At 67.4% G+C, this 24338-nt stretch carries 30 protein-coding genes; 7 read left to right on the forward strand and 23 right to left on the reverse strand.

Annotated features, from left to right (window positions below):
* Window positions 1–5 precede the first annotated feature (5 nt).
* On the forward strand, window positions 6–830 hold the full coding sequence (pspM, locus tag ASE48_RS19220; protein WP_057168746.1) for a phage shock envelope stress response protein PspM: 825 nt from the start codon (window positions 6–8) through the stop codon (window positions 828–830).
* Between the two features lie 3 nt (window positions 831–833).
* Here the strand turns inward: pspM and ASE48_RS19225 are convergent, their stop codons facing one another.
* Together ASE48_RS19225 and ASE48_RS19230 are read right to left on the reverse strand one after the other, a co-directional pair.
* Window positions 834–1244, reverse strand: coding sequence for a DUF5313 domain-containing protein (locus ASE48_RS19225; protein WP_057168747.1), 411 nt, complete (start codon window positions 1242–1244; stop codon window positions 834–836).
* On the reverse strand, window positions 1241–1684 hold the full coding sequence (locus ASE48_RS19230) for a limonene-1,2-epoxide hydrolase family protein (protein WP_057168748.1): 444 nt from the start codon (window positions 1682–1684) through the stop codon (window positions 1241–1243). Before ASE48_RS19230 ends, ASE48_RS19225 begins: the two co-directional genes overlap by 4 nt.
* A gap of 59 nt (window positions 1685–1743) precedes the next feature.
* On the opposite strand from ASE48_RS19230, the gene ASE48_RS19235 reads away from it, so the two are divergent.
* Window positions 1744–2916 (forward strand): glycosyltransferase, encoded by a 1173-nt coding sequence (locus tag ASE48_RS19235; protein ID WP_057168749.1) that lies wholly within the window; start codon window positions 1744–1746, stop codon window positions 2914–2916.
* Window positions 2917–2925: 9 nt separating this feature from the next.
* The gene (locus ASE48_RS19240) at window positions 2926–3120 is read left to right on the forward strand and encodes a DUF3046 domain-containing protein (RefSeq protein ID WP_057168750.1); all 195 of its coding nucleotides are present in this window, start codon (window positions 2926–2928) and stop codon (window positions 3118–3120) included.
* 1 nt (window position 3121) lies between these two features.
* On the opposite strand, the gene ASE48_RS19245 is transcribed toward ASE48_RS19240, so the two are convergent.
* From ASE48_RS19245 to ASE48_RS19315, 16 genes are all read right to left on the reverse strand, one after another.
* Window positions 3122–3859: a DUF6390 family protein gene (locus ASE48_RS19245; protein WP_057168751.1), complete on the reverse strand. Its 738-nt coding sequence runs from the start codon at window positions 3857–3859 to the stop codon at window positions 3122–3124.
* Window positions 3860–4921, reverse strand: coding sequence for a hydrogenase expression/formation protein HypE (hypE, locus tag ASE48_RS19250; protein ID WP_057168752.1), 1062 nt, complete (start codon window positions 4919–4921; stop codon window positions 3860–3862).
* The gene (gene hypD, locus ASE48_RS19255) at window positions 4914–6014 is read right to left on the reverse strand and encodes a hydrogenase formation protein HypD (protein WP_057168753.1); all 1101 of its coding nucleotides are present in this window, start codon (window positions 6012–6014) and stop codon (window positions 4914–4916) included. The genes hypE and hypD overlap by 8 nt, the downstream gene beginning before the upstream one ends.
* Window positions 6011–6295 (reverse strand): HypC/HybG/HupF family hydrogenase formation chaperone, encoded by a 285-nt coding sequence (locus tag ASE48_RS19260; protein WP_057168754.1) that lies wholly within the window; start codon window positions 6293–6295, stop codon window positions 6011–6013. The genes hypD and ASE48_RS19260 overlap by 4 nt, the downstream gene beginning before the upstream one ends.
* Before the next feature lie 16 nt (window positions 6296–6311).
* Complete coding sequence (hypF, locus tag ASE48_RS19265; protein ID WP_057168755.1) at window positions 6312–8594, reverse strand: carbamoyltransferase HypF; 2283 nt, start codon at window positions 8592–8594, stop codon at window positions 6312–6314.
* Window positions 8591–8827: a HypC/HybG/HupF family hydrogenase formation chaperone gene (locus ASE48_RS19270; RefSeq protein ID WP_057168756.1), complete on the reverse strand. Its 237-nt coding sequence runs from the start codon at window positions 8825–8827 to the stop codon at window positions 8591–8593. The genes hypF and ASE48_RS19270 overlap by 4 nt, the downstream gene beginning before the upstream one ends.
* 3 nt (window positions 8828–8830) lie before the next feature.
* Window positions 8831–9325, reverse strand: a complete 495-nt coding sequence (locus ASE48_RS19275) for a hydrogenase maturation protease (protein WP_057168757.1) — start codon at window positions 9323–9325, stop codon at window positions 8831–8833.
* Window positions 9303–9422: a DUF6893 family small protein gene (locus tag ASE48_RS33840; protein ID WP_442928739.1), complete on the reverse strand. Its 120-nt coding sequence runs from the start codon at window positions 9420–9422 to the stop codon at window positions 9303–9305. The genes ASE48_RS19275 and ASE48_RS33840 overlap by 23 nt, the downstream gene beginning before the upstream one ends.
* Window positions 9413–10741 (reverse strand): hypothetical protein, encoded by a 1329-nt coding sequence (locus tag ASE48_RS19280; RefSeq protein WP_057168758.1) that lies wholly within the window; start codon window positions 10739–10741, stop codon window positions 9413–9415. Before ASE48_RS19280 ends, ASE48_RS33840 begins: the two co-directional genes overlap by 10 nt.
* The gene (locus tag ASE48_RS19285) at window positions 10738–11376 is read right to left on the reverse strand and encodes a DUF6084 family protein (protein WP_057168759.1); all 639 of its coding nucleotides are present in this window, start codon (window positions 11374–11376) and stop codon (window positions 10738–10740) included. Before ASE48_RS19285 ends, ASE48_RS19280 begins: the two co-directional genes overlap by 4 nt.
* Window positions 11373–12005 carry a DUF5947 family protein gene (locus ASE48_RS19290; RefSeq protein WP_057168760.1) on the reverse strand — a complete coding sequence of 211 codons (633 nt, stop codon included), beginning with the start codon at window positions 12003–12005 and terminating at the stop codon, window positions 11373–11375. The genes ASE48_RS19285 and ASE48_RS19290 overlap by 4 nt, the downstream gene beginning before the upstream one ends.
* The gene (locus ASE48_RS19295; protein WP_057168761.1) at window positions 12002–12922 is read right to left on the reverse strand and encodes a NifU family protein; all 921 of its coding nucleotides are present in this window, start codon (window positions 12920–12922) and stop codon (window positions 12002–12004) included. Before ASE48_RS19295 ends, ASE48_RS19290 begins: the two co-directional genes overlap by 4 nt.
* A 3-nt stretch (window positions 12923–12925) precedes the next feature.
* Window positions 12926–14722: a nickel-dependent hydrogenase large subunit gene (locus ASE48_RS19300; RefSeq protein ID WP_057168762.1), complete on the reverse strand. Its 1797-nt coding sequence runs from the start codon at window positions 14720–14722 to the stop codon at window positions 12926–12928.
* Window positions 14723–14745: 23 nt separating this feature from the next.
* The gene (locus ASE48_RS19305; RefSeq protein ID WP_057168763.1) at window positions 14746–15801 is read right to left on the reverse strand and encodes a hydrogenase expression protein HypE; all 1056 of its coding nucleotides are present in this window, start codon (window positions 15799–15801) and stop codon (window positions 14746–14748) included.
* A gap of 139 nt (window positions 15802–15940) precedes the next feature.
* Window positions 15941–16729, reverse strand: coding sequence for a hydrogenase nickel incorporation protein HypB (hypB, locus tag ASE48_RS19310; protein ID WP_057168764.1), 789 nt, complete (start codon window positions 16727–16729; stop codon window positions 15941–15943).
* Between the two features lies 1 nt (window position 16730).
* Window positions 16731–17060 (reverse strand): hydrogenase maturation nickel metallochaperone HypA/HybF, encoded by a 330-nt coding sequence (locus ASE48_RS19315; protein ID WP_057168765.1) that lies wholly within the window; start codon window positions 17058–17060, stop codon window positions 16731–16733.
* A 201-nt stretch (window positions 17061–17261) separates the two neighbouring features.
* Here ASE48_RS19315 and recA point away from each other — a divergent pair, with 201 nt between their 5' ends.
* The gene (gene recA, locus ASE48_RS19320; RefSeq protein WP_057168766.1) at window positions 17262–18308 is read left to right on the forward strand and encodes a recombinase RecA; all 1047 of its coding nucleotides are present in this window, start codon (window positions 17262–17264) and stop codon (window positions 18306–18308) included.
* Window positions 18277–18804, forward strand: a complete 528-nt coding sequence (recX, locus tag ASE48_RS19325; protein WP_057168767.1) for a recombination regulator RecX — start codon at window positions 18277–18279, stop codon at window positions 18802–18804. The genes recA and recX overlap by 32 nt, the downstream gene beginning before the upstream one ends.
* A 15-nt stretch (window positions 18805–18819) precedes the next feature.
* Here the strand turns inward: recX and ASE48_RS19330 are convergent, their stop codons facing one another.
* Window positions 18820–19578 (reverse strand): SDR family oxidoreductase, encoded by a 759-nt coding sequence (locus ASE48_RS19330; RefSeq protein WP_057168768.1) that lies wholly within the window; start codon window positions 19576–19578, stop codon window positions 18820–18822.
* A 120-nt stretch (window positions 19579–19698) separates the two neighbouring features.
* Here ASE48_RS19330 and ASE48_RS19335 point away from each other — a divergent pair, with 120 nt between their 5' ends.
* On the forward strand, window positions 19699–20250 hold the full coding sequence (locus tag ASE48_RS19335; protein WP_057168769.1) for a TetR/AcrR family transcriptional regulator: 552 nt from the start codon (window positions 19699–19701) through the stop codon (window positions 20248–20250).
* On the opposite strand, the gene ASE48_RS19340 is transcribed toward ASE48_RS19335, so the two are convergent.
* Window positions 20247–20687, reverse strand: coding sequence for a MarR family winged helix-turn-helix transcriptional regulator (locus ASE48_RS19340; RefSeq protein ID WP_057168770.1), 441 nt, complete (start codon window positions 20685–20687; stop codon window positions 20247–20249). The genes ASE48_RS19335 and ASE48_RS19340 overlap by 4 nt on opposite strands.
* A 65-nt stretch (window positions 20688–20752) precedes the next feature.
* Between ASE48_RS19340 and ASE48_RS19345 the strand changes: the two genes are divergently transcribed.
* Window positions 20753–21982 carry a multidrug effflux MFS transporter gene (locus ASE48_RS19345; protein ID WP_057168771.1) on the forward strand — a complete coding sequence of 410 codons (1230 nt, stop codon included), beginning with the start codon at window positions 20753–20755 and terminating at the stop codon, window positions 21980–21982.
* Here ASE48_RS19345 and ASE48_RS19350 read toward each other — a convergent pair.
* Genes ASE48_RS19350 through ASE48_RS19360 form a run of 3 tightly spaced genes read right to left on the reverse strand, consistent with a single transcriptional unit; the run spans window position 21961 to window position 24338 of the window.
* A complete protein-coding gene (locus ASE48_RS19350; RefSeq protein WP_057168772.1) occupies window positions 21961–22833 on the reverse strand; it encodes an amino acid ABC transporter permease in 873 nt (290 codons plus the stop codon). The two genes, ASE48_RS19345 and ASE48_RS19350, sit on opposite strands and share 22 nt — an antisense overlap.
* Complete coding sequence (locus tag ASE48_RS19355; RefSeq protein WP_057168773.1) at window positions 22830–23510, reverse strand: amino acid ABC transporter permease; 681 nt, start codon at window positions 23508–23510, stop codon at window positions 22830–22832. Before ASE48_RS19355 ends, ASE48_RS19350 begins: the two co-directional genes overlap by 4 nt.
* A gap of 15 nt (window positions 23511–23525) precedes the next feature.
* A complete protein-coding gene (locus ASE48_RS19360) occupies window positions 23526–24338 on the reverse strand; it encodes a glutamate ABC transporter substrate-binding protein (protein ID WP_057168774.1) in 813 nt (270 codons plus the stop codon).

Raw genomic sequence — 24338 nt, forward strand, 5'->3', positions numbered from 1 at the left:
TGGACATGGCGACGAATCCGAGAGCAGGGCGCCCGCGCGGCTGGCGAGCGCTGGCCGAGCGTGGCGTGCAGGGCGGTATCGACACCGCTGCCGAGTTCTCCGGTGTGCTCGCCCAGAAGCTCGCCGCCCTGGCCGATCCGCGCGCCAAGTTGCTGCGCAAGCGCCGGTGGGCGCTGCGGCTGGCAGTGTTCTTCGGTGTCAGCAGCCTGTTCTGGATCCTGGTCACCGCGGTGCTGGCGTCCTGGAGCACCCCGGTCTGGGCACTCATCGTCACCGGCGTGATCGCCGCCGGCGCCGCCTTTCCGGCGACGCTGCTGTTCCTGCGCTACCGCTGGCTGCGCGCCGAACCACTGCCGGTCGGGCCGACGGCCCGCCGGATGCCGCCCTTCGGGTCGGCGGCCCGTAAACCGATGGCCGCCCTGGCGTCCTCGGAACGGGGCCTGTTCTCGCTGCTGGGTGTGCTCGAACGCGGCCGGCTGCTGCCCGCCGCGGAACTGCGCGAGATCGCGGACACGGCCGGGCAGACGGCCGCCACCATGGCGGTGACCGCCAACGAGGTGGTCGCGATGGAGCGGGCGGCCGCGGCGTCCCCGCAGTCGCGGGCCCATCTGACACCCACCATCCAGGCGTTCACCGTGCAGCTGCACCAGGGCGCCCGCCAGTACGACGAAATGGTCACCGCTGCAGCGCAGTTGGTGTCCTCGGTGAATGCGGGTGCGAACAATCCGCTGGCCGGCCGGCGCTACCGCGACGAGCTCGTCAATGCGACCGATCGGCTGCAGGGCTGGGCGCAGGCCTACAGCGAGTTGGGACAGCTGCGCGGCGCCTAGACGTCAGATGTCGTGGGTGCCCAGCTCCGCGGAATCCGGGCGGGGCCCGAACCGATCGATATAGGACTGGTGCTTGGCGGCGTCGCGCTTGCGGGCCAGCGCGTCGACCAGCGACGGGTCCAGGCCGTGCACCCGCAACATGTGCCGGCGCCAGATCTTGTTCAGCGCATGCGAGAAGTAGACGAACGGGATCAGGATCGGCACCGTCATGCTCAGGTGCACGTAGAGCGTCGTCGGGATCAGCCAGAACGGCGCGAGGATCAGCACCGCCGGGATCAGCACCCGCAGCATCAGCCGCCGGGTGGCTCCCGGCCCGGCCAGGTCGTTGCGCACCCAATCCAGCATCGAATCGGGCAGCCGCTTACCCAGGCAGTAGCCGACCAGCTGGAAGAAGCTGGGTTTGGTCCTGCTCACAGCGTGGGGCGCAGCGACGGGATGACCGCTCCCACCAGACCTCGCACGATCGCCTTGGCGAAGTCGAACTGGTCGAAGTAGTCGCGCCACAGCGTGATGCGGCCGTCGTGCACCTCGAACACCCCGCACACCCAGAACTGCAGGCGGACCGGGCCGAACGCGAGCACGTCGGTGCGCTCATTGAGGACCACGGCGCCGTCGGCGGCGGTGCGGTGGATCGCCACGTCGAAGGCGAAGCCCGGCCGGTCGAGCGACTTGAACACCTTGAGGGTGCGCTGCCTGCCCCGGATGGTCGGGAATCCGACGTTCTGATAGACGAGGTTCTCGTCGATTAGTTCGCCGGCGGTATCCAGATCGGGTCCGCGCAGCGAGAACAGAAACTTCTCCACCGTCGCGATGTTGTCGGCTTCGGTGCTGGTGGGCGATACCTGGTCGGTCATACCCCACAGGGTAGAGCGTTCGGGCTGTGGCAGGGTGAGCGCGTGCGGGTCGCCTTCTCATGAAAATCGCGGTGGTCGCCGGGCCCGATCCCGGACATGCGTTCCCGGCGATCGCGCTGTGCCTGAAATTCCTGGCGGCCGGCGATACCGCGACGCTGCTGACCGGCCGGAAGTGGCTCGATACCGCCCGGGCGGCCGGCGTGGACGCGGTTCTGCTCGAGGGTCTCGACCTCGAGGTCGGCGATGACGACGGCGATGCCGGGGCCAAGATCCATCAGCGGGCCGCCCGGATGGCGGTCCTGAACGTACCCGTGATCCAAGCGCTGGCAGTCGATCTCGTGTGCTCCGATGTGATCACCGCCTGTGGCGGGATGACCGCCGAACTGCTCGGCCTGCCGTGGATCGAGGTCGTCCCGCACCCGCTGTACCTGCCGTCGAAGGGATTGCCCCCGCTGGGCAGCGGGCTGGCGCCGGGCGTCGGCCTGCGTGGCCGGGCCCGCGACGCGGTGATGCGGGCACTCACCGCACGTTCCATCCGGGCCGGAGACCGGGACCGGGCCGCGGCGCGCCTGAGCATCGGGTTGCCCGCGCGGGATCCGGGACCGCTGCGGCGGCTGATCGCGACTCTGCCCGCACTCGAGGTGCCCCGACCGGACTGGCCGGCCGAGGCCGTCGTCGTCGGGCCGCTGCACTTCGAGCCCACCGAAGCGGTGCTGACACCCCCACCCGGGCCGGGGCCGCTGGTGGTGGTGGCGCCGTCGACGGCGAGCACCGGTACCACCGGCCTGGCCGAACTGGCGCTGACGGCGCTGGGGCCCGGGCGGGGATTGCCCGCCGGGTTGCGGGTGGCGGTGTCGCGGCTGGCCGGTGCGCACATGGAGGTGCCGCACTGGGCGGTCGTCGGCCTCGGGCGTCAGGACGAACTGCTGGACAAGGCGGATGTGCTGGTGTGCGGGGGAGGCCACGGCATCGTGGCCAAATCACTGCTGCACGGTGTGCCACTGGTGACGGTGCCCGGCGGGGGCGATCAATGGGAGATCGCCAATCGCGTTGTGCGGCAAGGAAGTGGAAGGCTGATCCGGCCGTTGACGGCCGAGGCGCTGACCGCCGCGGTGGGCGCGGTGCTGGCGGACCCGGCCTATCGCGCCGCCGCCGGCCGGGCCAGGGCCGGCGCGGGCGAGGTGGCCGATCCGGTACGGGTGTGCCATGACGCGCCGGCGGCGACTCGGTAGGTTGTCGGCGTGCGCATCACCGAGTTCAACGAACGCGTCACCGGTCTGTTCGGTGCCGCCTACGGGGCGTCGGTGCTCGTCGATCACGTGCTGAGCGTGCTGGACGGGCGCACCGCCGCCCAGGCCATCGAGGCCGGGGTCGAGCCACGGACCGTGTGGCGGGCATTGTGTGCAGACTTCGATGTTCCGCGCGACGAGTGGTGAGTCATCCGGACCCGATGATCGTGTTCACCAGATCCAGCGTCGACTGCGTGGCCGCCGTCAGCGCCCGGCGGCCGGAGTCGTCGAGTGTGCCGCACACCCAGTCCCAATGGGCGGTGACGATGTCACCGGGCTCGGGTGCCCCCGATAGCGATGTACCGTCCCTCGTCCACCGCACCCGTTCGGGACGCGCGCTGTCCAGAGCCAGCCTGCCCGCACCGTAACCGACGGGTCGTGAGCTGATCGTCACGTGCTCACCCGCGATGGATTCGACCGTTCCCCAGCGGATACGGCAGTTCTGCATGACGCGAAGGGGGATCACCGGGTCACGGTCCAGGAACCGCACCCACGGGTAGACGGCGAAAACGTGAAAGCTGTGGTGCGCCAGCACACCGCGCTGATCGGTCAGGTCCGGCAGCAGCCCGGTGACCTGGCCACCGAAGGCGATGCGCAGTCGGCGCAACAGTCCGTCGGGATCGACCCGGAGCAGCAGGTCGCTTCCCACCCAGTAGCTGCGGACGACGTCCTCGTCGAGTGGGTCATCGCATCCCGCGGCGTCGGCGATGGCCCGCAGGTACGGCCAGACGCCATCGAAGCCCGTCGCGTGCGCGCTGATGGCGGCGGCGTCGTCGGCGCGCAGCAGCACCGCCGGATCTGTGGGGCCGCAGTAGCCGAGTTCGTTCGGTGGGTAGGCATACCGCGCGAACAACGCGTGTCCGGCCGGCACCTGAGTGGTGGTCATTCAGCAGATCCTGGGCAGTTGCTCACCGACCGGCAGGTCCACCACCCTGGTGCCGCCGAGCGCGGTCCGCGCGACCACGATGCCCGGATGCTCGGGCACGCAGCGGCCTATCACCGCGGCACGTGCGCCGAGCGGATGGTCGCGCATTGCGGCCAGCACCCGATCGGCATCGCCGGGCGGCACGAACGCCAGCAACTTGCCCTCATTGGCCACCTGCAGCGGATCCAGGCCGAGCAACCCGCAGGCGTCGCGTACGTCAGCCGGGATCGGGAAGGTGCGCTCATCGAGTGCGACGCCCACCTGCGCGGCCTTCGCGATTTCGTTCAGCGTCGAGGCCACCCCGCCGCGTGTCGGATCACGCAGGACGTGCAGGTCCGCGCCGGTGTCCAGCATGGTCGCCACCAGACCGTGCAGGGGCGCGGTGTCGCTGGTCACGGTGGTCGCGAACGCCAGCCCTTCGCGGCAGCTCATCACCGCTATCCCGTGCACGCCGATATCGCCGCTGATGATCACCACGTCATCGGGCGCCGCGCGCTGCGGACGGATATCGGCGCGGTCGTCGACGATGCCGATCCCGGCAGTGTTGATGAACACGCCATCACCGTGGCCGGAGTCGACGACCTTGGTGTCACCGGTCACCAGTTTCACGCCGGCCGCCAGCGCGGCGGTACCGAGCGCGTGCGCCACGTGGGCGATGTCCTGCAGGGCGGTGCCCTCCTCCAGGATGAACGCCGTCGACAGGACCAGCGGGCGCGCGCCCGCCATGGCGAGATCGTTCACGGTCCCGTTGACCGCCAGGTCCCCGATGCTTCCACCGGGAAACGTCAGCGGCTTGACGACAAACGAGTCGGTGGAGAATGCCAGCCGGGTACCGCCGACCTCGATCACCGCCGCGTCACCCATCGCGGCGTCGGCGGCGGTTCCGAAGGCCGGCAGGAACAGGTGCTCGATCAACTCGGCCGACATCGCTCCGCCGCCACCGTGCCCCATGACGATGTTCGGTGCGTCGCGCAGCGGTGCCGGGCACACCCACGACTCGAGGTCGATGGACAGGTCAGGCATGGGTCACCTCGAGTCGCCGGTACAGGTAGTACGCGGCACAGGCCCCTTCGGACGAGACCATCGTCGCGCCCAGGGGATTACGCGGGGTGCATTCGCGGCCGAAGGCTGCGCACTCATGCGGTTTGATGAGGCCCTGTAACACCTTGCCGGACTGGCAGATCGCCGACTCGGCAGTGTGGATTCCGGTGACCGAGAACCGGTGCTCGGCATCGAAATCCCGGTAGGCGGGCGCCAGGCGCCAACCGCTGCGCGGAATCATGCCGATTCCGCGCCACGTGCGGTCGGTGACCTCGAAGACGTCTGCCAGCATTGCCTGGGCGGCGACATTGCCCTGGGACTGCACCGCGCGCGGATAGGCGTTCTCCAGTTCGTGGCGACCGGATTCCAGCTGGATCACCGTGCGCCGGATACCTTCCAGGATGTCCAGCGGCTCGAACCCGGTGACCACGATCGGGATCCGGTACTTCTCGGTGAGCGCCGGGTACTCGCCGGTGCCCATCACGCAGCAGACGTGCCCGGCCGCGAGAAACGCCTGCACCCTGCACGTCGGCGATTCCATGATGGCGGCGATGGCGGGGGGAACCAGCACATGTGACACCAGTAGCGAGAAGTTTCTGATGCCGAGCCGATCGGCCTGGTACACCGTCATGGCGTTGGCGGGTGCAGTGGTCTCGAATCCGATACCGAAGAACACCACCTGCCGATCGGGGTTCTCGCGGGCGACGGTCAGCGCGTCCAGCGGGGAGTACACCACCCGGACGTCACCGCCCTCGCTCTTCACTCGGAACAAATCCTTTGCGCTGCCCGGTACCCGCAGCATGTCGCCGAATGAGCAGAAGATCACCTCGGGCCGGGCGGCGATCTCCAGCGCCTTGTCGATCATCTCCAGCGGAGTCACGCACACCGGGCAGCCGGGGCCGTGGATCATCTCGATCTCGTCGGGAAGCAGCTGGTCGATACCGTGTCGAATGATCGAATGTGTCTGCCCGCCACAGACTTCCATGATCGACCAGCGTCGGCTGGTGGCGGTGCGGATCTGCTCGACGAGCTTACCGGCCAGCTCGGGGTTGCTGAATTCATCCAGGTACTTCATGACGTCACTCCCGCCTGTCTTGCCGCGATCTCGAATCCGTCACCGAACTCCTCCTTGAGCACGCCGAGATGCTCGAATTCGGCCAGCGTCCTTTTCGCGGACTCCTCATCGAGGCGCTGGATCGCAAATCCGACATGGACGACGACATACTCACCGACGGCCGCATCGGGGATGTACTGCAGGCACACGTCCTTCTGGATGCCGCCGAAATCGACAAGTGACATCAGGGTGCCGTCCCGGTCGGCCAGACTCAGGATCTTTCCTGGAACCGCCAAACACATGGGTGTCCTCCATCTCTCAAATCGAGTTCCCCACCAGCAGCTGACCGAGGGCGATACCGCCATCGTTCGGCGGCACGTGGCGATGCGTGATGGTGTCGAAACCTTTCGCGGCCAATGCATCCAGGGTGAGCCCCAGCAGGAGCGCGTTCTGGAACACACCTCCGGAGAGCGCGATGGTGGGTGAGGCGCCTGGTGTGCGCAGCGCCAGATCCACGATCAGGTCGGCGACCGACCGGTGGAACCGTGCGCCGATCATGCCGGCGGGGACACCGGCCCGGGTGTCGGCGACGACGGCGGCCAGCACCGGGGCCGGATCGATGACGACAGGGTGGCCTGCCGCGATCGAGAAGCGATAACTGGTTGTGTCGCAGTCGATACCGCGAGAAATTCCCTCGAGTTCGATCGCGGCCTGGGCCTCGTAGTCCACCACCTGGCGCAGCCCGACCAGGGCGGACACCGCATCGAACAGCCGGCCCATGCTGGAGGTCTGAACGCATCCGAGTCCGGTCTGCACCTGATGAGCGAGCACGTCGCGTTCGTCCTGCGGGCAGGCCCGCACCGGGGCCAGGTCGTGGTCCCAGGGCAGGCCTGCAGCCCACAGGTGCGTCATGGCCATCCGGTACGGGCGCAGCACGCTGACATCACCGCCGGCCAGTGGCACGTATCGCAGCTGGGCCACCCGTCGGTAGCCCTTGTAATCGGCGAGGAGCACCTCGCCGCCCCAGATGGCGCCGTCTGGGCCGTAACCGGTTCCGTCGAAGGCGAATCCGAGTACCTGCGCGGTACCGTCCAGGCCGTGCTCGGCCATCACCGCCGCGATGTGGGCATGGTGGTGCTGAACGGTCCGCACCGGCCGTCCCGCGGCGTGGCGGCGCGCCCACGCGGTCGACCGGTAGCCGGGATGCGCATCGGCCACCATGACTTCGGGAGTGACGCCGGTCAACGCCCGCAGATGGCGTTGCGCCGCATCGAATGCGTTCAGCGTCGCCAGATCGTCCATGTCGCCGATGTGCTGACTCAACCAGGCATATCTTCCCTCGGCGACGGCCAATGTGTTCTTCAGATCGGCCCCCACCGCCAGGGTCGGTGGAACGGAGACCGGCAGTGCCACCGGGAGTGGGGCGTAACCGCGGGAGCGGCGCAACGGTATCTGGAGCTCTCCCAGCACCCGGACCACCGAGTCGTCGCAGGGCACCAGGATCGACCGGTCGTGCGCCAGCCAGCCGTCGGCGAGCGGCGCGAGTCGGTTCACGGCATCGTCATCGGTGAAACAGATCGGCTCACCGCCCAGGTTTCCCGATGTCATCACCAGCACGGCGGGTCCCGGCTCGTCATCAGGCAGCCCGAACAACAGTGTATGCAGCGGTGTGTAGGCCAGCATCACGCCGAGGTCGGGGAGATATGGCGCCACGTTGTCGGCGACCGCGGCTGCGGGCCGGCGCGGCAGCAGCACTATCGGGCGTTGCGGACCGGTCAGTATCCGTTCGGCTGCAGTGTTTACGTCGACGATCGTGCGCCCGGCCGCCAGATCGGCGACCATCACCGCGAACGGTTTGTCACCGCGGCGTTTTCGGGTACGCAGGTCGCCCACCGCCGAGCCGTTGGCCGCGTCGCAGGCGAGGTGATAGCCGCCGATACCCTTGACGGCGAGGATCCCGCCACGACGCAACAGCTTTCGCGCCTCCCGCAGACCCACCTCACCGTCTGCGCGATGACCGTCACCGTCGTGAAAGCTCAGCGTCGGTCCGCAGCCTGGGCAGCAGACCGGCTGGGCATGAAAACGACGGTCGCCGGGGTCGGCGTACTCTCGCGCGCATTCGGCACACATCGGGAACGCGGCCATGGTGGTCGCGGCGCGGTCGTAGGGCAGCGACGCGATGATGGTGAATCGCGGGCCGCAGTTGGTGCAGTTGACGAAGGCATGCCGGTACCGCCGGTCGGCGGGATCCCGTTGTTCGGCGGCGCAGTCGGTGCACATCGCCACATCGGGGGACACCAGGGTGCGGCCCCCGTCGGATCGGGACGTGTCCGCGATCGCGAAACCGGTACCCCCGCGCAGCGGAAGGTCCTGCGTCTGAAGCGTTTCGACGACGGCCAGCGGCGGCGGTCGGTCCCGCAGCCGGTCCAGGAACTCCCCGATGTCGTCGGCGTCGCCTTCCACATCGATGACCGCCCCAGAACTGTCGTTGCACACCGATCCGGCCAGGCCCAGTGTGGCCGCGGTGGTGTAGACGAACGGCCGGAATCCGACGCCTTGGACCACGCCGTGCACGCAGACACGCAGCCGCCGGCGGGTCATTCGCCGCTGCCCATCAGTTTCAGGCCGTGCAGCGCCGCGGCAGCCCCTGCCGCGTCGGTCTTCTCGAGCACGAAGCCCATGTGGATGATCACCCAGTCGCCGGGACCGAAGGTTTCCCCGGGCAGCATGCCGATGTTCACCTTGCGCGCCTCACCGGCCACGTCGACGAGTGCAAGCTGATCGCCGTAGCCGTCGAGCATCCCGATGACTCGACCCGGTATCCCCAGACACATCGTTCAGCCCACCAACTCGGCGATGACGCGTTCGACGGCATCGACCGCGGTCGCAACGGCGGCGGCCACCGGTGGGGACAGACCGATACCGTCATCGGTGCTGCCGGCCTCGCAACCGACGACCACCGTGCGCGGTGCGGTGCCGCCGAGCGCAGTGAGGCTGGCGAACACCGTGGCGGGATCCATCGCATGTGCATCCAGACCCACGGCTGCCGAAAGTGATTCGTGATCGGCCTCGAAGACATGCACGGTCCCCGGTGCGCCGCGATTGGGTAGTGCGTCGACAAGGACCACCGCGTCCCATCCGTCGAGCAGGTCATAGGCCAGGTGCATACCCCGGATGCCATAGTCGACCGGACGCACACCCGCGTGGTCGCAGCGGACATGGCGCAGCACCGCGGACCCGAACCCGTCGTCACCGAGAAAGATGTTGCCGATCCCGGCCACCAGAATCTGTGGCGTGACGGCGCCTCCGTCACATCCGCCGTATGCGCACATAGCGTCGTGCATCCGGGATCGAACGAAGTCCGAGCACTGCTCCGGCAATCACCACCACCGCGGCGGCCGCCACGGCCACCCATCCCACTACTTCCATTTCGGGTTCCCTTCGATCAGCGGTTCGACTTCGTCGGGTGCGAAGTACAGATAGCGGCCGTACCAGTCGTGCAGGTCGGCGGCCGGGTCGTCCTCGAGCACGACTCCGATCTGCCGGTCACCGTCCACGGTCTCGTGCACCGAGGTGACGCGCGCGATCCGGTCGGCGAAGAAGATGTCCTGTGCGTCGGCGCGCCGCGACGGCCGCAGCCGGACCCGGCTGTCGCGGCTCAGCCGCACCCCGTTCACCAGTACCGCGTCGTTGCCGGGGTCGACGGCACTGTCCGCCAGGGGATCCCACCAATCCACTCCGTCGGGGACCTCCGGTATCAGACCCGGGGTTTCGGCATGCGGGTCACGGAGCACGCCGTGCAGGTTCAGCAGGGCCTCCGGTGACATCGCGTCGCATCGGTCGATGAGCTGTGCAGCCAGCGGATCGGTGGCTCGGGCCTGGGCCTTCTCGTCGTCGGTCATGGTCATCACCCGCAGTGTCAGGATCTCGTCGATCTCGGTCGAGTCGTAGAGGGCCCCGTGGCTCTGTTCGGCGATCTCGGGGTGGTCGTAGAGGATGATCGGCGACACCAGCACGACGGACGTATCGCCGGGCGGACCGGCCAGCACCGGGAAGCAGCGGTGTTGCCGGCAGCGGCCCACCGCATCGGCGGCCCAGGCCGGCGGCTCCAGTAGCGAGACGAACTCACCGCCGTGGGCCCGTGCGATCAGGTGGGTGCCGATCAGGGAGGTGGCGATGGCGTGTTGCTTGTTGGCCGGAGGCGCGCCGACATTGCGAACGGACAGCATGATTCGCCGCAGGCCGTCCGCCGGTTCGGTCCGCACCGTCAGTTCGGCGCGCAACTCCTCGCGGGTCCGGACCAACCGGCCGCCGGGAACCCGCTCGGTGTCACGGCCGCCGGCCACGACGAGCGGAACCGTCTGGGTGGCGGCGAGTGCGTCGAACGGTCCCGACGACACCTCGCACTCGACCGCCTCGTCCCAGGTGAGCCAGGTCCGGTCGGCCACGGTCAGCTCACCGACCGGCGTGAACCCGCCGTCCACCTCACGCTGGACCGCACGGTGCTGCAACTGCAGGAACCGCACCACGATGCTGAACGACGCATCAGGCGCGGGCCGCATCAGCAGCTCGGTGGCGAGCGTGTCGTCCTCGCCGACGCCGCGGTCTGCGGCCTGCGGCGGGCCAACCACCCCGAACTGCCAGCGGGACTGGTTCTTTCCCGATGTCGCCCGATAGGGGTAGAGCAGGTAACCCTCGTAGAGCACCGCGTCGGCGATGGCCCTGACCCGGTCGCTGACGGCGTTCATCGGTAGTCCTCGGCGGGGTCCAGCAGCGCGGTCACCGCGTCGTCCAATCCCAGCATGCCGTGCGCGGACTTGTAGGCGACGAGGGCATCGACGGTGTCATGGTTCAGCCGCACCCAGCCGGTGTTCGGGAAGTGAAGCTCGATGAGGTGACGCCATACCGAGACGGGCATGTCGTAGCGGTCCTCGCGGTCCCACGGGATCTGCTGGACGGCGAAATTGTTGCGGCCCTTCGTGAAGACCGTCCCGCTGAACAGGAACTGCAGTGGGATGCTGCCGTCCCGCAGGGCGTGGAGATACTTGGCCGCTGTGACCTCGAAATCGTAGGTGCAGACCAGCGGCAGCTCCACCTGCGTGGCGCCCACGAATCCGGGCACCATGGCGCTGGTGTGCTGCCACAGGAAGGTGTGCTGGGTCGTGCTCCACCGCTCCCTGCTGCCGAACAGGTCCAGCAGGGCGGCCGCCTCGTCGTCGGTATAGCCGCGGCGCAGCGGTTCGATACGCACCTGGCAGCGCAGCGCGATGGCGTGCACCGGCTCGTCACCGATGGCCGCGATCCCGAGCCGTGCCATCAGCAGCGGTGTGACCGCGTAGGGCTCGGGAGCCACCGCGAGCACCGCGAACGTCACGTCACTCACGGCACGACCACCTTGCTGCGGGTGCCGATGCGGTCGAAGAACTCGTCGAGAAATCGGCGCACCTGCTGGCCACCGTCGAATCCGTGCCACAGCAGCCGTAATCGGCCGACGAACTCATAGCAGGCGTCGACGGGCACCAGGAAACACTCGGGCGGTCCGTCGTGCTCGTCCGGCACCCGCATGATGAGCGCCTCGGTGTCGTCGCAGAGCAGGTCGACCCGCGGGTCCGCGGCGCGGATCTGCTCCCAGGAGGTCAGGTCCAGTTCGGATTCCGTGGCGCCGGCCGGACCGGGATAGAACGCCACAGTCCGGCCGAGAGCGGAGTTGCAGAAGAAGAACGCCAGCCCCACCGGGATCTGCAACAGGTCCCATTCGCGCCGGCCGAGCGCGAAGTCCGGGAAGGCGAGGTACCGGTCCGGCACCGCGCGGTAGCGCAGTGTGGCCCGGTCATCGGTGAACAACAGGTAGCAGCCGCGGCACACACACATCAGTTGCCGGCCTTCGAGATTGACCACATGCTGATGTTCGTCGGCGATCTGTTCCGAGCACATCTCGCAGCGTTCGCCGGCCGCGGCGGGCTCCGAGCGGTTGGCGCGGATCCGCGCCAGCACATCGTAGGCGCCGGTCATGGCACACCCGCGATGGACAGCACGCCGTCGCGTACCAGCAGCGGTACCGGCTCGAGATGCACTGCCGTGTCGATACCTGCCCCGGCATGAACGATGTCGAAGTGCGCATGGCAGAGGGGGCAGCGCAACACGGGGCCGGCGGAACCCAACCGGCGGTGCAGTGCGGCGCCCGCCAGCGAGTCGCCACAGTGCCCGCATCGGTCCCGGTAGGCGAACAACTCGTCACCGACCCGGCAGACCAACAGGTTCGCGGTGCCGATCCGGAAGCCACCGACCTCACCCGGCATGAGGTCGGCGAGCCCGGGCGCCGGATGCCAGACGGTCGCTGGCTGGCCGTTGCGGTGGATGCGGCTCAGCAGTGACTCCGCCGGGATCACCCCGGCTGCCGGTGCGGCGTCGGCGGGCACCACGTCGATTCGGGTGACTTCCGGGGCTGCCGCGCCGATGGCGTCCTCGACGGTGAGTTCCAGTGTGATCGCCGAGGAGGGGCAACTTTTGCAGCTGCCCGCGAACTGTAACCGGACAGTCGCACCGTCGGGACCGTCGTCGATGCCGAGCAGGGTGACGTCGCCACCGTGGGAGCCGAGATAAGGCCGGACCCCGGCCAGGGCATCCTCGACGCGTCGGGTGATGTCATGTGGATGGAGCCCATGCACGAGCAGCAGGCTGGCGATCAGGTCGTCGGCGGCGAAATCCTCGGTGAGCGTGGGGTGCGCGGCGGTGGTCAATGTCAGGATATGTTGCAGTGCAACACCGTACAGGTCGGTCACCTCACCGACCAACTGTTCCGCGCGGGTGCGTGCCGTGGTTCCGCCGGCCGCGCTGGCGTCGAGCAACGTCTGTATCCGGTCGCCCGCCGTGCGCCAATGCGCGTCGTCCTGGGTTACCTCGGGGTGTGACAATCCAGGCGGACCCATCGGTTAGTCCCCGGTGGCGGACTGGGTGGGGGAGTGCAACCGCTCCAAGGATTTTCCGTTGCCCAGGTACATGTGCACACCGCAGGGCAGGCACGGGTCGAAGCTTCGCACCGTGCGCATGATGTCGATGCCCTTGAAATGCTCCCGGTCGTTCTCCTCGAAGATGGGCTGACCCTGTACCGCGTCCTCGTAGGGGCCCGGGGTGCCGTAGCTGTCCCGGGGATTGGCGTTCCACGGTGTCGGTGGATACGGATGGTAGTTGGCGATCTTGCCGTCGCGGATCACCATGTGATGGCTCAGCACGCCGCGCACGGCCTCGGTGAACCCGCAGCCGATGGCTTCATCGGGCACGTCGAACTTTTCCCAGGTCTTGGTGCGGCCTGCGCGGATCTCGACGAGGGCCTTCTCGGCGAAATGCAGTGCGGCGGCGGCCGCGTAGGCCTGGAAGTAGGTACGGGCACGGTTGCGTTCGATGGTGTTGCTGCCGTGCCGGGGGATCTTCCATTCCAGCTCGACCGGTCCCTTGAGGATGGTCTTGGGCAGGTTGATCTGCACGCTGTGCCCGGTCGACTTGACGTAGCCGATGTCGACCAGTCCGGCCAGCGCGGTCGACCACAGCCTGGCCAGCGGACCGCCTCCGGTGTCCAGTGCGAGGTGGTCCTTGCCGTCGAACCAGCGCGGTGACATCACCCAGCTGTACTTGTCTTCCATGTCCCGCTTCTGCGGGTGCGGGTTGGTGTGCTGGTTCCATGGGTGCCGGCGGTCCACCGGGTTACCCAGCGGATCGTTGTGCACGAACGTCTCCTGGTCGGTCCAGTCGTCGTAATACGAACTGCCCAAGAGGATCCGGATTCCGAGATTGATGTCCACCAGCGAGTGGGTGACCAGCTTGCCGTCGACCACCACACCCGGGGTCACGAACATCGCGTCGCCCCAGCGCTCCATGTCCTTGTAGGCGAAGTTGCACACCTCGGGGTCCTGGAAGGAACCCCAGCAGCCGAGCAGCGTGCGGCGTAGCCCGACCTGCTCGTACCCGGGTAGTGCCTCATAGAAGAAGTCGAACAGGTCGTCGTGCATGGGGACGACCTTCTTCATGAACTCGACATAGCGCATCAGCCGGGTCATGTAGTCGGTCATCAACTGGATGGTGGCGACGGTGCCGACACCGCCGGGGTACAGCGTGGACGGATGGACGTGCCGGCCTTCCATCAGGCAGAACATCTCTCGTGTCCAGCGGCTGACCTGCAGCGCCTCGCGGTAGAACTCTCCGGTGAACGGGTTGAGTGAGCGCATGATGTCGGCGATGGTCCGATAGCCGTGTGCATCCGAGTTCGGCGCGCGCGTGTTCTCGGCCTTGGCCAGTACGCTCGGATTGGTCTCGGCGACCATCTTCTCGCAGTAGTCGACCCCGACCAGATTCTCCTGAAAGATGTTGTGGTCGAACATGTATTCGGCCGCCTCGCCGAGGTTGACGATCCATTCACCGAGATGTGGCGGCTTCACGCCGTAGGCCATGTTCTGGCAGTAGCACGAACAGGTGGCGTGGTTGTCACCGCAGATCCCGCAGATGCGGCTGGTGATGAAGTGGGCGTCGCGCGGATCCTTGCCCTTCATGAAGATCGAGTAGCCGCGGAAGATCGACGACGTGCTGTGGCATTCCACCACCTCACGGTTCTCGAAATCGATCTTGGTGTAGATGCCCAGGCTGCCGACGATCCGGGTGATCGGGTCCCAGGCCATCTCCACCAGCTGGCCGGGTTCGCGCTTCACCTGTGACGGTTCCGGAATGGTCGTTGTCATGGACTTCGCTCCCTAGACGGCACCTACCAGGTGCGGGTCGCTCCCGTTTCGAGCGTTGTGCCCCGGTGCCGCCAGCGTGGTTCCCGGTCCAGGGTGTGTTCGGTGATATGTCGCAGGCTGCGGACGACCGACCCGTACACGCCCGACGCCGCGGTGGAGACCTTGCCGCCCGGGGGCTCGTCCATGAACGGCATGAACTTGTCCGGGAACCCCGGCATGGTGCAGCCGATGCAGATTCCGCCGACGTTCGGGCAGCCGCCGATACCGTTGATCCAGCCTCGCTTCGGCACGTTGCATTTCACGACCGGGCCCCAACAGCCAAGTTTGACAATGCATTTGGGTGAACCGTATTCGTGGGCGAAGTCGCCCTGTTCGTAGTATCCGGCCCGATCACAGCCCTCGTGCACCGTGGCGCCGAACAGCCATTTGGGCCGCAGTGCCTCGTCGAGCGGAATCATCGGTGCCTGGTCGGTGGCCATGTACAGCAGATAGGTCAGCGTCTCCGACAGGTTGTCCGGCTGGATCGGGCAGCCCGGGACGCAGACGATGGGGATACCGGCCTTGCTCTTCCACTCCCAGCCGAGGTAGTCGGGTACTCCCATTGCCCCGGTGGGGTTACCGGCCATCGCATGGATACCCCCGTAGGTCGCGCAGGTGCCCACGGCGACCACTGCGGTCGCCTTGGGGGCCAACCGATCCAGCCATTCGCTGGTCGTCATCGGTTGTCCGGTTGCGGGGTCGTTGCCGAACCCGCACCAATAGCCGTCGGCATGCAGTTGTTCGTTGGGGATCGATCCCTCCACGACCAGCACGAACGGCTCCAGTTCACCCCGGTCGGCGCGGAAGAACCATTCGAGGAAGTCGTCGGCGCCGCCGTTGGGTCCGCACTCGAAGTCGATCAGGGGCCAGTGCACGGCGATCTTGGGCAGACCGGGAAGCGCGCCGAGCGCGATCTCCTCGATGCTGGGTTGGGTGGCGGCAGTCAACGCCACGGAATCGCCGTCGCAACTCAGGCCGGCGTTGATCCAGAGCACGTGAATCAGCGTCTCTTCTGCTTTGACTGCTGCCGAAGTGGGCATGGCGCAGTTCTTTCCGGGACGGGCTGGGTCCCTGCGTCGAACTTCTGAGGGGATGAGCTGGGTCCCCTCCGCCGCAGGAGTCGACGTCCGGCCCGTTGTGCGGCGCTGTTATTCGGTCTACTCCGAGGGGTTTGCCTTGTCAATGGATCCGGTGACCCATTGGCAGCTGTGCGCTCAAGCTGTCCCGGGCCGAGTCGATCCACCCATACCAGGACGCCATACCCGCACCCGTGGCCGCCGACAGCAGCAGCACATCCACATCCGGGTTAACCGAGCGGACCGCGTGCTGAAACACATCCAGGTCGAAGTCCACATGGGGCAGTAGATCCAGCTTGTTGACGATGACCAGACCTGCAGCAGCGAACATGTGCGGATACTTCAGCGGCTTGTCCGCACCTTCGGTGACCGATATGACCACCACCATGGTGCGTTCGCCGAGGTCGAACAATGCCGGGCAGACCAGATTGCCCACATTCTCGATGAACAGCAGCGAATTCGGCTCGGGTTCCAGGGAATTCAGCGCATCATGGACCATCTGCGCGTCGAGATGGCAGCCCGCCCCGGTGTTGATCTGCACCGCACGTGCGCCCGCGGCCCGAATGCGCTCGGCGTCGAGCAGGGTTTCCTGATCGCCTTCGATCACGGTGATCGCCCGGCCTGTGGTCAGCAGCTCACGGATGGTGCGCTCCAAGAGCGTCGTCTTGCCGGCACCCGGCGAACTGGTCACATTGAGTGCCACGATGCCGCGTTCGGCAAGCCGGCCCCGGTTCTGCCCGGCGAGCTGATCGTTCTTCGCCAGCACCTTCTGTTCGAGTGAGACGGTCTCGGTATGTGGATGGTCGTGCGGGTGGTCGTGGGGATGGGGGTGGCCGTGACCGGGCATCGTGATGGTGGCCGTGTCTTCGCCGCAGCCGCAGGTAGCGCACATATCAGCTCACTTCCATCGAGAGGATCTTCAGTTCGCGTCCGGCCAGTACCTCGACATCGGCGCTGCCGCAGCGGCACAGCAGGATGGGATCGACCACCGCGAAGTGCGTGCCGCAGGCGCGGCAATGGGCTGCGCCGGGTGGGATGGCGAGATCCAGGCGGGCGCCATCGGCGACGGTGCCTTCGGTGGCCAGGTCGAAACAGAACCGCATCGAGTCGGGCACCACCGCGCACAGCGCACCGATCTCGACCTTGACACTGAGCACCCGTCGGCCTGCGGCGTGTTCACACACCGCGTCGACGACGCTCTGGGTGATTGCCATCTCGTGCATGTCTGCCCCGATTCGGGCCGGATGACCCCACGATATGCCCGCACCTGCCGGGATACAACGGCGTGTCTGCTTGCGTTCGAACACCTGTTCGCTAATCTGGTGAGCGTTCGACCGAGAATTACTTGTCGGTGGCTCGTCCTAACCTGACAGCCAACCGACCGGAACCCCGGTCAACCGCACGACTACCGGAGAGGTACTCCCATGGCGCCACAGGCTCCTGATCGCGACAAAGCACTCGAACTGGCGATGGCCCAGATCGAAAAGAATTACGGCAAGGGTTCGGTGATGCGACTCGGCGACGAGGTGCGCCAGCCCATCGCGGTCATCCCGACCGGCTCCATTGCTCTCGACGTCGCGCTCGGCATCGGTGGGTTGCCGCGCGGCCGCGTCGTCGAGATCTACGGCCCGGAATCCTCGGGTAAGACCACCGTCGCACTGCACGCGGTGGCCAATGCCCAGGCCGCCGGCGGCATCGCCGCGTTCATCGACGCCGAGCATGCACTGGACCCGGACTACGCCAAGAAGCTCGGTGTGGATACCGATGCGCTGCTGGTCAGTCAGCCCGACACCGGTGAGCAGGCACTGGAGATCGCCGACATGCTGGTGCGGTCCGGCGCCATCGACCTCATCGTCATCGACTCGGTGGCCGCGCTGGTGCCCCGCGCCGAGATCGAGGGCGAGATGGGCGACAGCCACGTCGGCCTGCAGGCCCGCCTGATGAGCCAGGCGCTGCGCAAGATGACCGGTGCGCTGAGCAACTCGAACACCACCGCGATCTTCATCAACCAGTTGCGCGAGAAGATCGGCGTGATGTTCGGCTCGCCCGAGACCACCACGGGCGGTAAGGCACTGAAGTTCTACGCCTCCGTGCGTCTGGACGTTCGGCGGATCGAGACCCTCAAGGACGGAACCGACGCCGTCGGTAACCGCACCCGCGTCAAGGTCGTCAAGAACAAGGTGTCGCCGCCGTTCAAGCAGGCCGAGTTCGACATCCTGTACGGCCACGGCATCAGCCGCGAGGGCTCGCTCATCGACATGGGCGTCGAGCACGGGTTCATCCGCAAGTCCGGCTCGTGGTTCACCTACGAGGGCGAGCAGCTCGGCCAGGGCAAGGAGAATGCCCGGAAGTTCTTGCTGGAGAACCCCGATGTGGGCAACGAGGTGGAGAAGAAGATCAAGGAGAAGCTCGGCATCGGTGCCGTGCTGACTGCCGAAGATGACATTCTGCCCGCCCCCGTCGACTTCTGAGAAGCCGGCTGAGCCCAAACGGGAGGAGCAGGCGCGGGACGTGTGCCTTCGCCTGCTCACCGTTCGGGCGCGCACGCGTGCCGAGCTGGAAGCCCAGCTGACCAAGCGCGGTTTCCCCGACGACGTCAGTGCCCGGGTGCTCGACCGGCTCGTCGAGGTCGGGTTGCTCGATGACGCGGCGTTTGCCGAACAATGGGTGCACACCCGTCGCGCCAATGCTGGAAAAGGTAAGCGCGCGTTGGCTTCTGAGTTGCGGACCAAGGGGGTTGATCCCGAGCTCATCGCCGAAACGCTCGACAGCGTGGACGCCGGGGAGTGGCGGGTGCGGGCCGAGGAGTTGGTGGCCGCCAGGCTGCGCCGCGAGAAGCTCGATGACGAGGTGAAGGTGACCCGGCGGCTGGTGGGCATGCTGGCCCGGCGCGGATACAACCAGGGGATGGCCTTCGACGTCGTCAGCACGCAACTCGCCCAGGAGCGCGAACGCCGTTCGGTCTAGGCCATCCCTGGGCTGTCAGATCAGGAAGCCACCGTCGACGTTCAACGCGATGCCGGTGATGTAGCCGGAGTCCGGTGAGGCCAGGAACGCGACGGCGCTGGCGACGTCGCTGGTGTGGCCGTAGTGGCCGACGGCCAGCAGCGGAGTCATCTGGTCGGCCAGTGGGCCTTCGGCGGGATTCATGTCGGTGGCGATCGGCCCCGGCTGAATGTTGTTCACGGTGATACCGCGCGGGCCCAGTTCACGGGCCAGGCCGCGGGTGAAGCCGGCGACGGCCGCCTTGGACAACGCGTACACCGAGAAGGCGGGCACCGGAACACGGTCGGCGTTCACGCTGCCGATGTTGATGATGCGGCCGCCCTTGCCCAGGTGCGGCACCGCGGCCTTGGTGGCGGCGAATACGCCGCGCACGTTGATGTTCACGATCCGGTCGAACTCTTCGAGTGCGAAGTCCTCGATCAGCGCGCCGGAGGCCACGCCCGCATTGTTGACCAGGATGTCGAGACCGCCCAGTTCGGCGACCGTGGTGTCGACGGCGGCCGCGGTGGCCGTTGCGTCGGCGCTGTCGGCCTGGATGGCCACCACCTTCGCGCCGGCGGCGGTCAGTTCGGCGGCCAGGGCTTCCGCGGGTGCCGGTGACGAGTTGTAGGTGAACGCCACGGCGGCGCCGTCGGCGGCCAGCCGGCGCACGATCTCGGCTCCGATACCGCGGGAGGCTCCGGTGACCAGGGCCCGGCGGCCGGCCAGTACTGGAGTGTGGGTGGTGTCGGTCATGGCGTCCTCCGAAGGCTGGGAAGGTTCTTTCGAACCGATCGGTTACATACTGTGTACAGGTCAAGCGTCACGGCAGGAAGATCATTCCGCACTGTGGCCCGCATCACACAGGAGAGGTCAATGGCGATCGGTCGGCCCAGGGGATTCGAACCGCAGCAGGTGCTCGACACCGCCACCCGGCTGTTCTGGGAGCACGGCTTCGATGGCGTCTCCATCAGTGACCTCACCGACGCCACCGGGATCAACCGGCGCAGCCTCTACGACACCTTCGGTTCCAAGGACGACCTGTTCCAGCGAGCGGTCGAGCATTACGTGGCGGGCCACGGCGGCTATGCCGCCGACGCGCTCGGCCTACCGACGGCCCGCGAGGTCGCCCACGCGATGGTGCACGGGGCGGCCGACGCAACCTCGACGCCGGGCCGTCCGTCGGGATGTCTGCTGGTGCAGGGGGGTTCCGATCTGGCCGAACTGCGCGATGCCGGGGTAACGGTGCTCGCCGAGCGGTTCGCCGCGGCGCAGTCGGCGGGCGAGATCGCCGGTGAGGACCCCGTTTCGCTGGCCCGTTGGATCGCCGCCACCTGTCAGGGCATCGCCGTGCAGGCCAGAAGCGGCGCCACCCGCGAGGAACTGCACGCCATCGCCGACCGGTCGTTGCGGGCCTGGCCCGACTAGTGCAGGCCGCGCTCCAGCGTGCCGAGAAGTTCGAGCGCGGCGGTGATGTCGTGATCGCCGGTGTCCGCGAGCGCATCGCGGAGCAGGCCGGACCAGATCGCCCTGATGTGCCTCAGGTTCTCGGCGGCCGGCTCGGTGGACCGCAACAGTGATTGACGGTTGTCGGAGGGGTCGGCGGCCCGCCGCACCAGGTGTTTGGCCTCCAGGTCGCGCAACGCCCGGCTCAGATTGCTGCGCTGCAGGCCGGTTCCGCTGGCGACCGCGCTGGGGCTGACGCCGGGGTGGTGGTCGATATAGCGCAGCACCGTCACCTCGGTGGTCGAGAGGTCGAGCACCGAAGGGTCTGCGGCGGTACGCAGTTTGATGGCGCGGGACACCGCCATGACGACGTCGGCCAGGTCGGCGAGCTGCTCGGTGTGACGCGATCGCGCTTGCATGCGGCCACCCTACCTGATAGTTATAGATATATAACTATCAAATGATAACTACTTGGAGATGTTGAATGCCGACGTCCGTCGACACCCCCGCGCGTACCGAGCGCGCGCCGCGCATCACCGCCGGCCTGCTGGTCACCCTCGCGCTGCTGTCCGCGGTGGCTCCCTTCGCCACCGACCTGTACCTGCCCGCCTTTCCCGAGATGGTCTCCGACCTGCACACCTCGCCCACGAATGTGCAGCTGACCCTGACCACCTTCCTCATCGGTCTTGCCCTGGGGCAGTTGATCTTCGGCCCGCTGTCCGACCGCTACGGGCGGGTCCGGCCACTGCTGATCGGCGCCGCCATCTGCGTAGCCGCCAGCGTGGTGGCGGTGCTGGCGCCGACCATCGAGGTGCTCATCGGCGCCCGGCTGGCCCAGGGCCTCACGGGTGCGGCAGGCATGGTGATCGGCCGCGCGATCATCTCCGACCTGGCGACCGGTCGCGCCGCCGCCCGGGCGTTCAGCCTGATGATGATCGTGGGCGGCGTGGCCCCGATCGCCGCGCCGCTGGCCGGTGGTTTCCTGGTGGGTCCGCTGGGCTGGCGCGGCGCGCTGGCCGTCATCCTGGCGCTGGTCGTGCTGATGCTCATCGCCGCGCTGGTGGTGATCCGCGAAACCCATACCGAGGAGCGGCGCACCGCGTTGCGCGACGAAAAGGCCACCACCGGTTCGCCTCTGCGCCAGCTTCTCGGCCGGCGATACGTCGGCAACGTCGTCGCCTTCGGCTTCGCGTTCGCCGTGATGATGGCCTACATCTCGGCCTCGCCGTTCATCTACCAGACGATGATGGGGCTGAGCGCGGCCCAGTACGGTGCGGTGTTCGGGGTGAATGCGTTCGGTCTGCTGCTGATGAGTGCGCTGAGCGCCCGGTTGTCCGCGCGCAGTGAACCGCACGTCCTGGCCGCCGTCGGCTTGGCGGTGATCACGGTGTCCAGCATCGCCGTGCTGGCGCTGTCCTGGTCGGGAGCCGCGGCCGGCTGGCTGGCGCTCCCGCTGTTCACCGCCGTCGCCGGGATGGGCCTCATCTTCGGCAACGCGACCGCCCTGGCGCTGTCGGCCGCCCCGGGTGCGGCAGGCACTGCCTCGGCCGCGTTGGGCGCCACCCAGTTCCTGCTGGCCGCCGCCGTCTCACCGCTGGTGAGTCTGGCCGGCGAGCGCACCGCGGGCCCGCTGGGCATCGTGATGGTCTGCGCGTCGGCGATCGCCTGTGCGGGTCTGGTGCTGGCCCGGAATCAGACCGCCGGACCGTCCTGAACAACCGGCCTGGCCGCCAACGGTTCCGGCCCCTTCTTGGACCGGCGCAGCCGGGCCTCGAGTCGGTTGGCCGCCGATGACAGCGCGAAATTCAGCGCGATCATCAGCGCCGCGATGACGATGAGCGCGGGAATGTAGTTGCCGTAGGCCGATCCGATGCTCTGGCCCTGCCGGACCATCTCCAGGAACGTGATCTGGTACCCGATCGCGGTGTCCTTGAGCACCACCACCATCTGGGACACCAGTACCGGAAGCATCGAGGTGATGGCCTGCGGCAGCTGGATGGAACCCATCGTCTGGCGCCAGGTCATGCCCAGCGCCGAGGCCGCCTCGGCCTGTCCGCGCGGTAGGGCGTGCACGCCGGTGCGCACGATCTCGGCGATCACCGCCGAGTTGTACAGGGTCAGACCGGTGATGACACCGGCCAGCGCCAGGTATTCCGACGGGAACATGTCGTAGAACGCGAACAGTGCATACGAGAACAGCATCATGATGAGCACCGGGACCGCACGGAAGAACTCCACGAAGGTCGCACACGCCCAACTCACCGCCGATATCGGGGACAGCCGGCCGACACCGAGCAGGCAGCCGAGCACCAGCGCCAGCACGATGGACGCCGCCGCCGCGGTCAGCGTGCCCTTGATGCCGGGCAGCACGTAGGTGATCCACAGATCCCCGGTGAGGAAGGGCTCCCATTTGGCCGCGGTGAACTGATCCGCGGCGGCGAACTTCCAGATCACCCAACCGAACGCCGCGGCGAAGAGCACCACCGTCAGCACGGTGAAGATCCGGTTGCGGGCCCGGGCGCGGGGACCGGGTACGTCGTAGAGGACGGAGGCAGCAGCTTTCACCTCAGCACCGCCAGCCGCTTGCCCAGCCAGCCGAACAGCAGCCCCATCGGCAGCGTCAGGATGACGAACCCGATGGCGAAGATGCCACCGACCACCAGCAGCGCCGAGGTGTTCTCCACCATCTCCTTCATCAACAACGCCGCCTCGGCCACCCCGATCGCCGAGGCGATGGTGGTGTTCTTGGTCAACGCGATCAGCACCGAACCGAGCGGAATGATCACCGCCCGAAACGCCTGCGGCAACATGATGATCCGCAGGTTCTGGGCGAAGGTCAGGCCGAGCGAACGTGCCGCCTCGGCCTGACCCACCGGCACCGTGTTGACGCCGGACCGGATCGCCTCACAGACGAAAGCCGCTGTGTAGACGGTCAATCCGAACACCGAGAGCCGGAAACCGCTGTCCACGATCGAGGTCGGTGAGTTGGGGTCGGTCAGCGTGATGTGCAGCGTGTTACCGAGACCCAGCGAGCAGAACACCAGGATCAGGGTCAACGGCGTGTTGCGCACCACGTTGACGTAGCTGGTGCCCAGCCCACGCATCACCGGAACCGGGGACAGTCGCATCCCGGCCAGGATGGTGCCCAGCACCAGCGCGCCGATGGCGGCGTACACCGTGAGCTGAATGGTGACCCAGAACGCCGCGTAGATCCGGTCCTGGTACTCGGTGAAGATCTCCACGTGACCGCGCGCGGTTTACTTGTCGACGGTCGGCGGTGCGGGCGCGGTGATGCCTGCGGGGCCGAGGTTCTTGTCGAAGGCCTCTTTCCACGCGCCGTCGGCGATCATCTTGGTGATGGCATCGTTGATCTTGGTACGGAGTTCGGTGTCGTCCTTCTTCAGGCCGATGCCGTAACGCTCCTCGGAGAACGGTTCGCCGACGATCTTGAACGTTCCGGGGGACTGGGCGGCGTAGCCGGCCAGGATGACCTCATCGGTGGTCACCGCGTCGATCGCGCCGGTCTTGAGCGCCTCCACGCAGGCCGAGTAGGTGTCGTACTGCTGCAACTGCACGCCCGGGTACTTGTCCTTGATGCGCTGGGCCGGCGTGGAACCGGTCACCGAGCACAGCTTCTTGTTGTTCTCCAGCGACTCCGCACCGGTGATGTCGCTGTTGTCGGCGCGCACCAGCAGGCTCTGCCCGGTGATCAGGTACGGCCCGGCGAAGCTCACCTTCTCCTTGCGGGCGTCGGTGATCGAGTACGTCGCGGCGATGAAGTCCACCTGCCCGTTCTGGATCAGCGTCTCGCGCTGCCCCGACGGGGATTCCTTCCACTCGATGTCCTCGGGCTTGTAGCCCAGCTGCTCGGCGACATAGGTCGCCACGTCGACGTCGAACCCGCTCATGGTGCCGTCGGGGTTCTTCAGACCCAGACCGGGCTGATCGATCTTGGTGCCGATGGTCACCTTGTTGCTGTCGCCCTCACCGCCGCCGCACGCGGCGAGGGTCAACGGCAGCGCTGCGGCCAGAACGGCGGCGGCAGCCACCCGGAAACGCAGAGACGGCAT

Origin of the sequence: Mycobacterium sp. Root265, from assembly GCF_001428895.1 — a bacterium.
GTDB lineage: Bacteria > Actinomycetota > Actinomycetes > Mycobacteriales > Mycobacteriaceae > Mycobacterium.